Raw genomic sequence first — 14,484 nt, forward strand, 5'->3', positions numbered from 1 at the left:
TTCTTTTCAGCCAACCGCTTACTGATGTTACGGATAACATCAGTAATGAGAAAAACTCCAGTGCCTAAGACCAGCCGTTTACCAATGCAAGGCCCGTAACCTGGAAAATTTTTTCCGTTGATGTTCCTGCATCCTGATCATCACATTCACCAAAGCTTCGATAGCATCCAAAATATAGGGGCCTTTGTTCAACATCACGCATTCCGCCCGCACCGCCATTGCGGCATCGGTAAATTCCGGCCTGGAGCGCACCCCTTTCTTGGCGATGGATTCCAGCACCTGCGTCGCCCAAATCACGGGTACATGCGCCGCTTCGCATAGCCACAGCAATTCTTCCTGAATTTCCGCCAGCCGCGCACTGCCTAGCTCAACCGCCAAATCTCCCCGCGCGATCATAATGCCCAGCGTGTGCCTGCCTATAGTGCCGAGAATAATATCGGGCAGGTTTTTTACCGCCAGATTGGTTTCGATTTTGGCGATGATCGGCAATTCGGTGGCATTGCGTTTCGCCAACTCATCCATCAAATAGTCCATGTCGGCTAAGGTTTCGACAAAGGAAAAGCCTATCAAATCGGCGTGTGTGCAGGCAAAATCCAAATCCTGCAAATCTTTTTCGCTTAACGGTGACAAGCCCAACTGGGTATCTGGGAAATTGATGCCTTTGTCGCTTTGGATGCCAACACCGCTGCTACGCACTTGATTCACCCGCAACAACGCGCCCTGTCCGGTGAGAGCTTCCACCACGGCACCCAGCTTGCCATCATCAATCCACACGGGCTGGCCTATCGCCAATTTGGAACTGAACGCCGACAAGGTGCAGCCGATTTGTGCAGGCTGTATCAAATCGCCATTGTCATCGTATTCGGCGGGTTTGCCGAGAACATCATTTTCGGTCAGCAATAACAAATCATTTTTGAAACAACGTATTTCCAGCGGCCCGCCGGCAAATTCGCCCAGATTAAACCGCTCATTGACGTTAGTGTCTTCGGTAGGTTCAGAAGCCAACACGTCCACCTCACAACCGGACTCCAGATAACTGCTTTGCCCGCAACTTGCCAACCACGCCTTGTCGGATACCGCTTGCTCGATTAGCAAATACCGCTGCTTTCCCCGTGCATCAATAAATCCTAGACGGCAACCAGGGCTTAGCCGCTGATGTAGGGCATCGGGGATGCTCACCCGGAACAACAACCCCCCTTCCATCAATCCAGATGCTTGGGTTGCATCACCGGCTATCAAGAGCAATTGCCCTTTGGCGATGACATTGCCGCGCACATCTTTTTTTACTTTGATATGGTGGACAGGCAAACCCAAGGCAATGGCGCCGGTGCGGATTTTATGCCCCGCCAAATCCATCAAGATACGGCAGATTTTGCCAGTTTCGGTTTCGGCGCGGCGGATATTGCGTATCATGTTGCGCCAGACAACTTCATCATCATGGGCGCAATTTATTCTGGCGCAAGTCATGCCTTTTTCCAGCAAGGCCAAAATCAATTCGTAATTCCATGCCGTTTCGCTAGCTAAAGTGACCATGACATGGACTTTGCTATGTTCGTGAAATGGTCCGAACAACTCGATGTTATGCTGTTCCAGCAATTGCAACCCCCGGTTAAACCCCGATTCGCTAGGATTTTTATCATCCAACGAATACGCTTTGTCAGTCGCCCGTTTGAGCACGTCGATCACCGCATCCAACGTCGATAACACCGAGGCTTCCGACCTGCCCAGTGATGACAATCCGGCTTGGGCGAGCCTATCTTGCAAATGGCGCAGGTCGAACTGCCTCAAAGCCAAATAATAGGCAAGGTTCAACGCACTTTTGTTAAACGCTCCGGCGCGGTAATAAGCTTGATATTTGTCCAAACGGCTAGCTGCATGGGCGGTAATTTTTTCGCGTAAATCTGCAACATCAACCAATAGTTGCTTTAGGGTGTCGTCGTAGATGTCGTGGTTGGTCAATTCAGTCATAAAAGTTCAACAAGTGTTTTAACAGTAAGGAGATTCCAGCTCCTTTTTAGCTTAGCTGAAAAAAAACGCTAAGGTCATAATTTAAATAGTTATGCTGGTATATTACTATCCCATCAGTTCTTGCTTTAGTATTATTAGATTGTAATATCCATTCAATTAAGTTATTGATTGTTTCATAAATGCCAAATAAAGCATAGGCGGTGAACTTATGAAACGATTAATAAACGGCGTTTTTGAAGAACGCTTTCTCAAAATTAAAAATAATGCCAAAATGTCAAAAAAAACACGAGAACATCCATGAAACAACAAACATTCAAAACAAAACCGTATTTACCAGGTTTCCCAGTTATCACAATGGTTGTCACAATAGCACTCAGTGGTTGTGCCTCTACGGGGAATGATCCGTGGCAAGGCTGGAATCATGGGGCACAGTCATTCAATGACAGTATCGACAGAAATGTGCTTAAGCCCTTGGCCCAAGGTTATCAGTGGGTGACGCCTAAGTTCGTTGACGATAGCGTGACCAACGTCTTCAGTAATATGAACGATATTGGTGTCACTATCAATGACTTGCTGCAATTCAAACTGCTCCAAAGCGGCATGGATTTCAGCCGTTTTCTGGTCAATACCACTATCGGCATGGGTGGACTCCTTGATGCCGGGGAAATGATGGGCTTGCATAAGCATATTGAAGACTTCGGGCAAACCTTGGCTGTTTGGGGTGTACCTTCCGGGCCTTATCTGGTGTTGCCGTTTTATGGCCCCAGTTCGCCTAGGGAGACACTGGGCTTGGTCGGCGACGCGTTCCTGAATCCGCTCACCTACCTATCCATATTTGGTACGACGGATGCCGCCGCTTCGACGGCGGGCGCGAAATTTGTCGAAATAGTCGACAACCGGGCGCAATTGCTTTCAACGGGGAAAATCGTCGATGAAGCGACTAATTCTGACCGCTATGAGTTTATTAAAAACGCTTACCAGCAACGCCGTGAATATCTGATCACCGACGGCAAAAGCCAAAAAGATGATGCTGACTTGGATAATGAGCTGGATGCCATTGAAAAAGAAGAGGTAAAGTCGGCAGAACCTGCTGTGACAAAACCTGAACCTTAGGGTGTAGAACAGCTATTTAAGGGGCAACGTTATTTTATGAAAAAACGCCAACTGAATTATGCCGTAGCATCCTATCTCCCGCTAAGCAGAAACACCCAGCATCAGTTTGCCCAAGCTTTTGCCCTACGTATTTACCGTAGCAACAGTGTTTATAGTTTCATCCCGAAAAATGCTTGTTCCACGATGCGGGTATCGTTGGCGATGGCGAATGGTTGCGTCGATAATCTGGCAGATTTTAACTGGATACATTGCAACAACGACACCTTTAAGGCGGATCTCGCCAGCCTGATCCAGGCCGAATACACCTTTGTTATTCTACGCTGCCCGTTTGCACGGCTGGCGAGTGCCTATCTGGACAAAATTGTCGATACGACCGGCGTTGCCTGGGAACTGTATGATGCCGTGCAAAGAAAAATGGAGATTGAAGACATGACGTTTAGAATCTTCGTCAATACCATCACTAAAGCCACTGTCTTACGCTCGAATATCCACTGGCAACCCCAAGTGGATTTTTTGGTGTACAAGGAATACGACGACTATTTCAACCTGGAAACTTTCGCCACCGCGCAAAGCACCATAGAAACAAAAGCCCGGATTGAAATTGTCGATGCCCGAAAACTCACCCGCCACGGTATTGACCGTTTTGAATTGGTCGGCAATGACAATTATGCCGATTATCTGCCGGATGCTATCCGCACCATGAAGAAAACCGGCAAAGCCCCAAAACCCGCCGCGTTATACGATGATGAACTGGTTGCCAAAGTCAGCAAAATTTACAAGAAAGACATTGCCTTATATAAATCCTTGTTCGGCGACAAAAACTTGATGTTTCCGTAGCAAAAACCTACAACCTCTCCTAGTGGCTAACAATCATGTCCGTATTCCTTCGCTGTATTCGGGCAGTCATATTTTTTCATCTTCAAGTGTTTTTATGAAACAGCGCCAACTTTTATACTCCGCTTCTTACCTGCCTTTAGCTGAAAACCATCAGCATCAGTTTGCCCAATCACAGGCGTTGCGTATTTACCGAAGCAACAGCATTTATAGTTTTATCCCTAAAAATGCTTGCACTACGATGCGCTTGTCTTTGGCGATAGCCAATGGTTGTATAAAAAGTGAAGCTGATTTCAAGTGGATACGTCATAACAGCAACACTTTTACGACTGACCTCCCCAGCCTGATCCAAGCCGACTATACCTTTGTCATTTTACGTTGCCCATTTGCACGGGTAGCCAGTGCTTATTTGGATAAAATTGTCCAGATGAAACCCTTGGCGTTGAAGTTGTATAACACCATCAATAAAGCCGTGGAAATTGAAAACATGTCGTTTAGATGCTTTGTCAATTCGATCACCCAAGCCAATGTATTACGATCAGATACCCACTGGCGCCCACAAACTGATTTTTTAGTTTATGAAGAATATGACGATTATTTCAACCTGGAAACATTTGCCACAGCCAAAAGCAAAATTGAAAGTAATGCCCTGATTAAAATTTTTGATGCGAGAAAGCCCTATAACCACAGTTTGAGCCATTATGCACTGGTCAATGACGGTCATTTTGCCGATACGCTTCCAGGGACTATTTTGGCCATGATGAAATCAGGGCAAGTCCCTACCCCATCGGCGTTATACGATGACGAACTGGCAACTAAAGTCTACGAAACCTATAAAGACGACATCGCTTTATATAAATCCTTGTTCGGCGACAAAAACTTGATGTTTTCGTAATTCACGTCCTAAACCACAACGCCCCCCGCACACACCGCAAAATCTCGTAAGAATATTGCCCTTCAAAGTGCTCAAAAACGGGTTTGAGGGCATTTTTCTGCTCTTCCGGCAAGGCCAATAGCACTGCTTCAATTTGACTTATTTCCGCTTCCGGCAATTCCACCACATCACCCAACATCAACAAACCCTGCTCCAAGGCTTGCGCCAAGTGGGTGTAAATTGTGCTGGCTTTCAAGCCGCGTTTTTCGGCAACTTGCGCGACGGTGAAACCTAAACGGAATAAATTCAGCGACTCGCTGGCCGTATCGGCAAGATCATCATCAACGCCAACAAATTGTTGGATCACCGCCAAAAACTGCTCGCCATATTGCTCCAGTTTGCGGGTGCCGATGCCGGAAATCATCGCCATTTGCTTGAGATTGGCAGGTTTGGCTTCCATCATCGCCATTAACGTCGCGTCATGGAAAATCACATACGGTGGCACGTCTTGGGCTTCGGCGATTTCCTTGCGTTTGGCGCGTAAGGCTTCCCACAACGAGCTTGAATCGCCCTGCGTTTTGCTGGTGCGGCTGGCTTTGATTTTTTCCGGTTTCACGTCTTTGCGTAACATCAGCTTTTGCTCGCCGCGCAAAATGGGGCGGCTGGCTTCCGTCAATTGCAACGCGCCGTAACGGTCAAAATCGACGCTGACCAAGCCCCTCGCCACCAATTGCCGGAACACCGAATGCCATTGCTGTTCGTCCAAGGCTTTGCCGATACCAAAGGTCGATAGCCCCTGATGCCCGAATTGGCTGATGCGCGTGGTTTGTTTGCCCAGCAACACATCAATCAGATAGCCGACTCCAAAGCGTTGTTGGCTACGGTAAATGCACGACAAAGCCTGTTGCGCCGCCAAGGTGCCATCCCAAGTTTGCACGGGTTCCATGCAGATGTCGCAATTGCCGCAAGGTTTTTCTAGCGTATCGCCAAAATAACTTAACAAATTCTGCCGCCGGCAATGCACTTGCTCGCACAAAGCCAACATGGCATCGAGTTTGTGGAATTCCACCCGCTTACGCGCCTCATCGGAAGGCGATTCGGCCAGCATTTTCCGTAGCGTGATCACATCCTGCAAACCATAAGCCATCCAGGCATTGGCGGGCAAGCCATCCCGCCCTGCCCTGCCCGTTTCCTGATAATACGCCTCGACACTTTTCGGCAAATCCAGATGCGCGACAAAACGCACGTTGGGCTTGTCTATGCCCATGCCAAAAGCAATCGTCGCCACAATGACCAAGCCTTCCTCCATCAAAAAGCGGTGCTGGTTCTGATAGCGCACGTCATTGCTGAGTCCGGCGTGATACGGCAAGGCCCGGATGCCTTTGCTGGTCAGCCAGATGGCGGTTTCTTCGACTTTTTTGCGCGACAAACAATAAACAATCCCCGCATCGCCCGCATGTTCGGCCTGGATAAAGCTCAGCAATTGTTGTTTGGCGTTTTGTTTTTGCACTATCCGGTAACATATATTCGGGCGGTCAAAACCACTGCGGAACAATTGCGCGTTTTCCAAACCCAAGCGCACCGTGATTTCCTGACGGGTACGGTCATCCGCCGTCGCCGTCAGGGCGATGCGCGGAATGCTCGGAAAACGCTCATGCAGCATCGACAACTGCAAATAATCGGCGCGAAAATCATGCCCCCATTGCGAAACGCAATGCGCTTCGTCTATCGCAAACAAGGCGATGTTGATCCGGGCGAACAAGGCGCGGGTGTATTCGGAAGCGAGCCGCTCCGGTGCGACATAAAGCAAATCCAGCTCGCCATCGAGCAATTGCTGTTCGATGCGGCGGGCTTCCGGCAAGGCCAGTGTGGAATTCAAAAACGCCGCTTTCACGCCCAATTGCAGCAAGGCGCTGACTTGATCCTGCATCAGCGCGATCAACGGCGAGATGACGATGCCGACACCGGATCTTAGCAAAGACGGAATCTGGTAACACAAGGATTTGCCGCCGCCCGTCGGCATCAGCACCAAGGCATCTTGACCTGCCAGCACTTGTTCTATCACCGCTTGCTGATGGCCCCGAAAATTCTCATAACCAAACACCGTTTTCAGGACTTGTAGCGGCGTGTTTTGTGTGTTGCTCGTCATAATCATTTTTGCAGGATTTGGTGGAAGCCTAAGCCACCACTGTGTTCATAAAAATAAAGGGGGGATTTTAACACAATGCAGTAAAGCTTAATTTGGCAGGCAAAAAACGATGGTGGCAAACTTGGTGTTTGGAACACTTGCCTTGGCTTGAACTGGAGCAAACAGGTTTGCACTCCACGTTTTTAAATGGAATTAAGATTTAACCCACTACCGCAAAAACCATTAAACTTACGGCGCAGTAGAAGAACTTATGGGAATATTAAAAAAACACATCAGGAAAACATCATGAACAACCCATCCCCATTACGCTTTGGAATTTTGGGCGGGGCACGCATCAACGAACGTATGCTGCCCGCCATAATCGAAGCCCACAATGCCGAACTCATCGCCATCGCCAGCCGCCGTGAAGGTGCGGCGGCAGAAACTTTGGCACGTTATGCACCGCAACAACAAGGTGTCAAAACTTACCACACGCTAGACGGCTTGCTCAACGACAGCGATGTGCAAGCCGTGTACATCCCGCTTGCCAACCACGAACACGCCGAATGGACACTACGCGCTATCGAGCACGGCAAACACGTCTTGTGCGAAAAACCGATGGCCTTGGCCGTCAACGACATCCTCGCCATCCAAACCGCCGCCCGCCGCCACCAGGTCACGGTCATGGAAGGTTTTATGTACCGCTTCCACCCGCAACATGCGCGGGTGCTGGAGCTGATCCAATCAGGGCTATTCGGCGACATCCGCTCCGTCCGTGCCACTTTTTCCTTCATGATGCGCCCCGAACGCATGTACCGCCTCGAAGAACCCATCAGCCGTGGCGGCGGGGCGATGTGGGATATTGGCTGCTATGCCATCCACACATTACGGATGTTTTTCCAACAAGAACCCATCGCCGTGACCGCCCTGTCCCAAACTGTAGCCAGCGGCGCCGACATAGCCGCCAGCGGTGTGCTGGATTTTGGCGACGGCAAATACGCGCAATTCGATTTCAGCTTCGCCCGCGCCCGCCGCTGTGAATATGAAATCATCGGCACCAAAGGCGGGCTGGTATGCCATGTTGTCTGGCAACTTCCCGGTGATGTGCCGATGTTGACGTGGTGGACAGATGACGGACGCCAAACGGAAGAACGCTTACCGGCGGCAAACCATTTCCGGCTGGAAGTGGAACATTTCAGCCAGTGTGTGCTGGCAGGCACCGAACCGAAATTATCCTTGGACGATGCCGAAAGCAACTGCCGCACAATAAATGCCGCGTTGCAATCGGCGCAAGAAGGCTGGGTGGTTAGATTGGCGGGGATGGGTGGTCAGGAATAAAACTAGGCACTAGACTGGGCAGTTTTTGCGCCGTAACGAAGTGCGGGGTGGATGTTGAATAACAGGCAATATCTAAACGGTTTCATAAAATATACTTCAAATTGCCACATTTTCGGTTTTTAGCTGGAAGGAGCGCGTACCCTTTGGGGGCATAAAGGCATCCTGCCCGCCAGTTGCGGTCAAAACGCCGACAGCCTCCCAGGGCTACCTCATTAAAATATTTTTATAAAATAATTGGTTATATATTTTCGTTTTATCGATTTAACGCCAGTGATTTTTTGCAATTTGTAACTTATTGTATTCACCAATGAATTGCTTATAGATTTAGAAACGGTTTAAAAAACCCATATTTGAACACAAACTGCAAATTTTTAAATAGCTGATTATATTTATATTTTTAATGAGGTGGCCCTGGACAGCCTCCCAAAAAACCTTACTGCTTCTTTTGGTATGTGCCGATTAATTCAGCTTTTGCCAGAATATGCCCTCGCATGGCTTGCTCCAATTGCACTTTAGTGGGCGTCCCTAAACCATCAGGCAGCTTCACATCCAACGCATATAGCTTATGAAAATAACGATGGCGTCCAATCGGCGGGCAAGGGCCGCCATAACCCGTTTTTTTCCAATCATTTAAACCCTCGCCTGTACCCGCAGGCAAATCCTTTACCGCTTCCGGCAATCCGGTGCTTTCCACGGGTAGGTTGTATAAAACCCAATGCACCCAGGTTAATTTAGGTGCGACGGGATCAGGTGCGTCCGGGTCATCAACAATCAACACCAGACTTTTGCTGGCGGCGGGTATTTGTGACCACATGATAGGCGGCGATAAATTAGTCCCTTCGCAGGTGAATTGACTGGGGATTTCTCCTTGATGTTGAAAAGCAGGGGATTGTATGTTCATGGCAGTATCCTTGGTTTCCGCTTGTACAAAAAGGGAGATGAATAAAGCAGTTAAAAAAATTATTAATTTTTTCATGATATTAGCGTCTGTCTAAGATTGGGGAGCTTGTATTCTACTCCCAAGATGTCTTCAAAACTAAACCGCCAATTTCAACAGGAATGTTATAAGAAAGCAGCCTTAATCTGTATGGGGGTTTAACTGTCCATTACTTATACAAGGTTTGTTTTATTTGGTAACATGGAATCTGGCATTCCCCATAACATTGAGGCGATATAACATGGAAAAGCAAACTGACAATACGCTGGATAGTGGTTCAATAAAAATAATTGCAGCAAAACATCACGACCCTTTTTCCGTGCTGGGCCGCCACCCCCACGAAACAGGGCTTAAGGTGAAAGTCTATTTACCTTATGCGGAATCTGTCAGCTTTGCTGACGGTGGTGCAAAAATCCCCCGCATAACGGGCACGGATTTTTTTGAATACACCGCACAGCAAAATGAATTGCCCGAGCATTATCAACTGGCTTGGATTGATAAAGATGGCGGTCAGCACCGCCATTACGACCCTTACGATTTTGGCGTGCAATTACCCGAATTTGACCGGCATTTATTTGCTGAGGGCAAGCACTGGCATGTCTACCAGAAAATGGGCGCACATCTGCATACCGTTGACGCTATCGCCGGGGTGCTGTTTACCGTGTGGGCGCCGAATGCTGGCAGGGTAAGCGTTGTTGGCGACTTCAACCGCTGGGACGGTCGTTGCAACCCTATGCGTAGCTTGGGTGGCAGCGGTATTTGGGAGCTGTTTATCCCAGGTCTGGAAGTGGGCTGTCTGTATAAATTTGAACTCTTGAACCGCCAAAGCAATGAGGTGTTAAGCAAAACCGACCCTTACGGACAACAATTTGAATTGCGCCCAAAAACAGCGTCAATTGTCGTGCAAGAAAATACTTACCAATGGCAAGATGGGGCATGGATGAACCATCGCGGCAGCCATGACTGGTTGCACGAACCCATGTCAATTTATGAAGTGCATTTGGGTTCATGGCGGCGTGGCGATTTTGCCCGGTTTCTGAATTACCGCGAGCTGGCTGACCAGCTCGTCGCCTATGTTAAAGGCATGGGCTTTACCCATATCGAATTGATGCCCGTCACCGAACATCCGCTGGATGCGTCCTGGGGCTACCAGACCAGCGGATATTTTGCGCCCACCAGCCGTTTCGGCACTCCCGATGATTTCCGCTATTTTATGGACACCTGCCACCAGAACAATATCGGTGTGATCCTGGATTGGGTGCCTGCACATTTTCCCAAAGATGCTTTCGCACTGGCCCGTTTTGATGGCAGCGCGCTTTACGAACATGAAGACCCGCGCAAAGGTGAACACCGGGACTGGGGCACACTGATTTATAACTACGGACGCAATGAAGTCAGGAATTTCTTGTTGTCCAGCGCCGTGTTCTGGATGCAAGAATTCCATATCGACGGCTTACGGGTGGATGCGGTCGCGTCGATGCTGTACCTGGATTACTCGCGCGAGGATGGCGACTGGGTCCCTAACATTCATGGCGGTAACGAAAACCTTGAAGCCATAGACTTTTTCAGGGAACTCAACACGATCACCCATCAGCAATTCCCCGGCTCCGTCATGATGGCGGAAGAATCCACCGCCTGGCCGCAAGTCACCCGACCAACTTGGGTCGGGGGCTTAGGTTTTTCAATGAAATGGAATATGGGTTGGATGAACGACATCCTGGCTTATATGCAAGAAAATCCCATCCATAGACGTTTTCATCATGACCAATTGACTTTCGGGATGCTGTACGCGTTTACCGAGAATTTCACCTTGCCTTTTTCGCATGATGAAGTGGTGCATGGCAAAGGTTCTATGGTCAATAAAATGCCTGGTGATGAATGGCAACGCTTCGCCAATTTACGCCTGCTTTATACGATGATGTTCACTTACCCAGGTAAAAAACTGCTGTTCATGGGCTGCGAGTTTGCCCAAGGCACCCAGTGGAATTTCAACCAAACCCTGGATTGGTATGTGCTGGACTACCCGCTGCATCAAGGCGTCCAAGCCCTGGTAAAAGACTTGAACAGCCTTTATCAGGCGCAACCGCCCTTGTTCAAGCTGGATTTTGTCCATGATGGTTTTGAATGGATAGACTGCCATGATGTCGCACAATCCGTCATCAGCTATCGCCGCAAAGATGGCGGCCAGGAATTAATTATCGCCCTCAACTTTACGCCCGTGGTCAGGGAAAATTACCGGATTGGTGTGCCTGAAGCAGGTAGTTATCAGGAGATTTTTAACTCCGATGCCAGCGAATATGCAGGTAGCAACGTCGTTAATGGCGAGCGGGTGTCCGAAGCCATCCCCTGGATGAATTTGCCGCACTCTATCAGCCTGACACTCCCGCCGCTTGCGGGGATTATTTTAAAATTGGCTTAATTCTTTGTGTGGACTGGGACGTCCGTACTGAGTCGATAGTCTGGTGTTAATAACTGATGTTACGCACGACTTAGGATTTGGCTAAAAATAACATCCCGAACTGCCATTGCCGAAACCATAGAGACCTGGCAGGTTTTTGAAACCTGCCAGGTCTTAAATCAGGAAGTTAATATTGGCCGAATTCTTACTTCTGTCTACGAACCGTAGAGCGCGAAGCGAAAAAAAGGCGTTAGTGCATTTTTTTCGTGCTTTTCGTGGACAATGCCTAACATCAGTTAATAATCAAAGTCAACTAGGATCTAGTGATGGCATCGAAAACAACAGAGGATTTCCTCTCGTTAATTACGGAAGATTTTAGTATCCAACGGGGCCATGCTTTACCTTTTGGGGCGACCATTGAACGTGGGGGCATAAATTTTTCGATATACGCCCGCCATGCCACGGGAGTCATTCTGGTGTTTTTTCTTCCTGGCGAAGAAGACGAAATAGTGGCTTTTCCTCTGGACAATAACATTAACCGGACAGGCGATGTCTGGCATGTGTTTATAGCCGGTTTGAACCCGGGGGTCGAATATGCCTATAAAATTGACGGCCCGCAAATCCTTCCGCATCGCTACGATGCCAATCTGCTCTTGGCCGACCCTTATGCGATTGCCTTAAACGGGCGGTGTGTTTGGGCGGATTCCAGACACAACCATACGCCATTTCGTCGGGCTATCTTAGTCACTAAGGCATACGACTGGGAATTCGACCAACCTCTCAATCGCCCGCTTGCCGATTCAATCATCTACGAGTTACATGTCCGCAGCTTTACCCAAGACACGTCTGCACAAGCCAATCATCCTGGCACTTTCCGTGGCCTGATCGAGAAAATCCCTTATTTGCTTGAACTGGGCGTCACCGCCGTGGAATTGATGCCAGTCACTGAATTCGACGAACTGGATAATGGGCGACTTAATCCCGATACGGGTTCAGGGCTGCACAATTTATGGGGTTACCATCCTTTATCTTTTTTTGCCATTAAATCAGCTTATGCGGCGGATAGTATTCCAGGCGGCGAAATCAATGAATTTAAAGACATGGTCAAAGCCCTACATGCCGCCGGTATTGAAGTCATTCTTGATGTGGTCTACAACCACAGCGGCGAAGGCGATCACAGAGGCCCGACTTATTCGTTAAAAGGCATTGATAACAGCAGCTATTACATGCTGGCTAAAGATGGCAGTTACATGAATTTTTCCGGTTGCGGCAATACCATCAACTGCAACCATCCCTATGTGCGGAACTGGATTATGGACAGTTTGCGTTATTGGGTGATGGAAATGCACGTCGATGGCTTCCGCTTTGATTTGGCTTCGATATTGGGACGGGACCAACAAGGTCGGGTATTGGACAGCCCGCCCTTGTTGGAACAAATCGCCGGAGACCCGGTGCTTGCCAAAACCAAATTAATCGCCGAAGCCTGGGATGCCGCCGGCTTATACCAAGTCGGCAGTTTCCCCAATTGGGGCAGATGGGCGGAATGGAACGGACATTTCCGCGATGATGTCAGGCGCTTTGTCAAAGGCGACCCGGGCATGGTGGGAAGCTTGGCTAACCGCATCGCCGGAAGTTCCGATCTTTACCAATTTGGGCGCGATCCCAGCCACGGCATCAATTTTATCACCAGCCATGACGGTTTCACGTTACGGGACTTGGTCAGCTATAACGAAAAACATAACCGGGCCAATGGCGAAGGCAACCGCGATGGCGACAATAACAATCTCAGTTGGAATTGTGGTGCTGAAGGGGAAACATCCGACCCCCATATTAAGCAGTTGCGCGAACGCCAAGTCCGTAATTTAGCCACCTTGTTGTTAATATCACGCGGTGTGCCGATGATTCTAGCTGGCGATGAGATGGGCAGGACGCAACAAGGCAATAACAACGCGTACTGCCAGGACAATGGCATCAACTGGTTAAACTGGCGGTGCTTAAGTGAAAACAAAGAGCTATTCCGGTTTTTTCGGTTGCTGATCGCGTTTAGAAAATCCCATGAATTACTACGGCACGACAGTTTCACGATTAAAGAAGGCCAGGGGCTGAAAATTGACTGGCATGGGCACCGGCTTCAGTCACCCGATTGGAGTTATGAATCGCGTAGCATCGCAGCGCACCTGTTTGGCGGTAATTCTAAAAGGCTTGCCGCCGATATTTATTTGATAGCCAATGCCCATTGGGAAACGGGATCATTTCAACTGCCACCCCTCAAGCACAAAAAATGGCATCGATTTATCGACACCAGTTTGCCTGGGGAACTGGCAATTATGGAAGACGAACAATTGCCAGTTTTAGATGATCAGGATCATTACCTGGTTGGAGCAAGGACTGTGCTTGTGTTAATAGGCAGGTAGCGTTTTGAAAAACTTGACCTGTCAAGGAATATAAGCATTAACCGTCACAGCCTGTCATCAAGCTAAGGAGAAAACTCATAATTTTCATGATAGTTGTCCACGAAAGACACGAAAAAAATGAGATAAATTTTCGTGTTTTTCGTGTTTTTCGTGGAAAAACACCTTAGCTTGATGCGTGTGATCACCGGCACCTAAAACCCAGCTCAAAAAAATCCCCACACATTTCTTTTGCCAAGAAACGCCATCCACAGCCAACCGCCACATAGGGGCGTTTTCCTTGGTTTTTTGTTGTAAATACGACAATTCCACTGCTTACCTGACTATTTAAAAGCGTCCAGACACTGAAAAGATTGAGTTATACCAATCCCAATAAGTTTCTATGACAACACCGCCCAGCTCCGAGAGCAAAGGGATCGAATGGCGTCCGGTTGCAAAGCAAATTTATTCCAAGCCTGACAGCAGACATCAAGAATGTCGTCA

General features: G+C 48.6%; 9 protein-coding genes. 6 read left to right on the plus strand and 3 right to left on the minus strand.

Annotation, left to right across the window (positions count from 1 at the left end; all coding sequences use genetic code 11):
* Positions 1–78: 78 nt before the first annotated feature.
* Entirely contained in the window at positions 79–1,968 is a 1,890-nt protein-coding gene (locus tag PHH59_RS03950; protein ID WP_300011538.1) for a pyruvate kinase, read from the minus strand.
* A gap of 297 nt (positions 1,969–2,265) precedes the next feature.
* On the opposite strand from PHH59_RS03950, the gene PHH59_RS03955 reads away from it, so the two are divergent.
* The 3 genes from PHH59_RS03955 to PHH59_RS03965 all read left to right on the plus strand — a co-directional run bounded on the left by PHH59_RS03955 (position 2,266) and on the right by PHH59_RS03965 (position 4,810).
* On the plus strand, positions 2,266–3,081 hold the full coding sequence (locus PHH59_RS03955) for a VacJ family lipoprotein (protein WP_300011540.1): 816 nt from the start codon (positions 2,266–2,268) through the stop codon (positions 3,079–3,081).
* A gap of 36 nt (positions 3,082–3,117) precedes the next feature.
* A complete protein-coding gene (locus tag PHH59_RS03960) occupies positions 3,118–3,918 on the plus strand; it encodes a sulfotransferase family 2 domain-containing protein (RefSeq protein WP_300011543.1) in 801 nt (266 codons plus the stop codon).
* Between the two features lie 94 nt (positions 3,919–4,012).
* Positions 4,013–4,810: a sulfotransferase family 2 domain-containing protein gene (locus PHH59_RS03965; RefSeq protein WP_300011546.1), complete on the plus strand. Its 798-nt coding sequence runs from the start codon at positions 4,013–4,015 to the stop codon at positions 4,808–4,810.
* 1 nt (position 4,811) lies between these two features.
* Here PHH59_RS03965 and recQ read toward each other — a convergent pair whose 3' ends face one another.
* On the minus strand, positions 4,812–6,938 hold the full coding sequence (recQ, locus tag PHH59_RS03970; protein WP_300011549.1) for a DNA helicase RecQ: 2,127 nt from the start codon (positions 6,936–6,938) through the stop codon (positions 4,812–4,814).
* Between the two features lie 285 nt (positions 6,939–7,223).
* On the opposite strand from recQ, the gene PHH59_RS03975 reads away from it, so the two are divergent.
* Positions 7,224–8,255 carry a Gfo/Idh/MocA family oxidoreductase gene (locus PHH59_RS03975; protein WP_300011552.1) on the plus strand — a complete coding sequence of 344 codons (1,032 nt, stop codon included), beginning with the start codon at positions 7,224–7,226 and terminating at the stop codon, positions 8,253–8,255.
* A gap of 433 nt (positions 8,256–8,688) precedes the next feature.
* On the opposite strand, the gene PHH59_RS03980 is transcribed toward PHH59_RS03975, so the two are convergent.
* Positions 8,689–9,156, minus strand: a complete 468-nt coding sequence (locus PHH59_RS03980; protein ID WP_300011555.1) for a YbhB/YbcL family Raf kinase inhibitor-like protein — start codon at positions 9,154–9,156, stop codon at positions 8,689–8,691.
* A gap of 277 nt (positions 9,157–9,433) precedes the next feature.
* Here PHH59_RS03980 and glgB point away from each other — a divergent pair, with 277 nt between their 5' ends.
* Both glgB and glgX read left to right on the plus strand, forming a co-directional pair.
* Positions 9,434–11,611 carry a 1,4-alpha-glucan branching protein GlgB gene (gene glgB, locus PHH59_RS03985; protein ID WP_300011558.1) on the plus strand — a complete coding sequence of 726 codons (2,178 nt, stop codon included), beginning with the start codon at positions 9,434–9,436 and terminating at the stop codon, positions 11,609–11,611.
* Positions 11,612–11,916: 305 nt separating this feature from the next.
* On the plus strand, positions 11,917–14,004 hold the full coding sequence (gene glgX / locus PHH59_RS03990) for a glycogen debranching protein GlgX (protein ID WP_300011561.1): 2,088 nt from the start codon (positions 11,917–11,919) through the stop codon (positions 14,002–14,004).
* The last annotated feature ends 480 nt before the right edge of the window (positions 14,005–14,484 follow it).

Origin of the sequence: Methylovulum sp. (genome assembly GCF_028687615.1) — a bacterium.
In the GTDB taxonomy this organism is placed as follows: domain Bacteria; phylum Pseudomonadota; class Gammaproteobacteria; order Methylococcales; family Methylomonadaceae; genus Methylovulum.

Excerpts from the sequence above, each read along its gene's own strand:
- PHH59_RS03965 (WP_300011546.1), top strand. The coding sequence starts at position 4,013 with ATGAAACAGCGCCAACTTTTATACTCCGCTTCTTACCTGCCTTTAGCT.
- glgX (WP_300011561.1), top strand. The coding sequence starts at position 11,917 with ATGGCATCGAAAACAACAGAGGATTTCCTCTCGTTAATTACGGAAGAT.
- recQ (WP_300011549.1), bottom strand. The coding sequence starts at position 6,938 with ATGACGAGCAACACACAAAACACGCCGCTACAAGTCCTGAAAACGGTG.
- PHH59_RS03955 (WP_300011540.1), top strand. The coding sequence starts at position 2,266 with ATGAAACAACAAACATTCAAAACAAAACCGTATTTACCAGGTTTCCCA.
- PHH59_RS03950 (WP_300011538.1), bottom strand. The coding sequence starts at position 1,968 with ATGACTGAATTGACCAACCACGACATCTACGACGACACCCTAAAGCAA.
- PHH59_RS03975 (WP_300011552.1), top strand. The coding sequence starts at position 7,224 with ATGAACAACCCATCCCCATTACGCTTTGGAATTTTGGGCGGGGCACGC.
- PHH59_RS03960 (WP_300011543.1), top strand. The coding sequence starts at position 3,118 with ATGAAAAAACGCCAACTGAATTATGCCGTAGCATCCTATCTCCCGCTA.
- PHH59_RS03980 (WP_300011555.1), bottom strand. The coding sequence starts at position 9,156 with ATGAACATACAATCCCCTGCTTTTCAACATCAAGGAGAAATCCCCAGT.
- glgB (WP_300011558.1), top strand. The coding sequence starts at position 9,434 with ATGGAAAAGCAAACTGACAATACGCTGGATAGTGGTTCAATAAAAATA.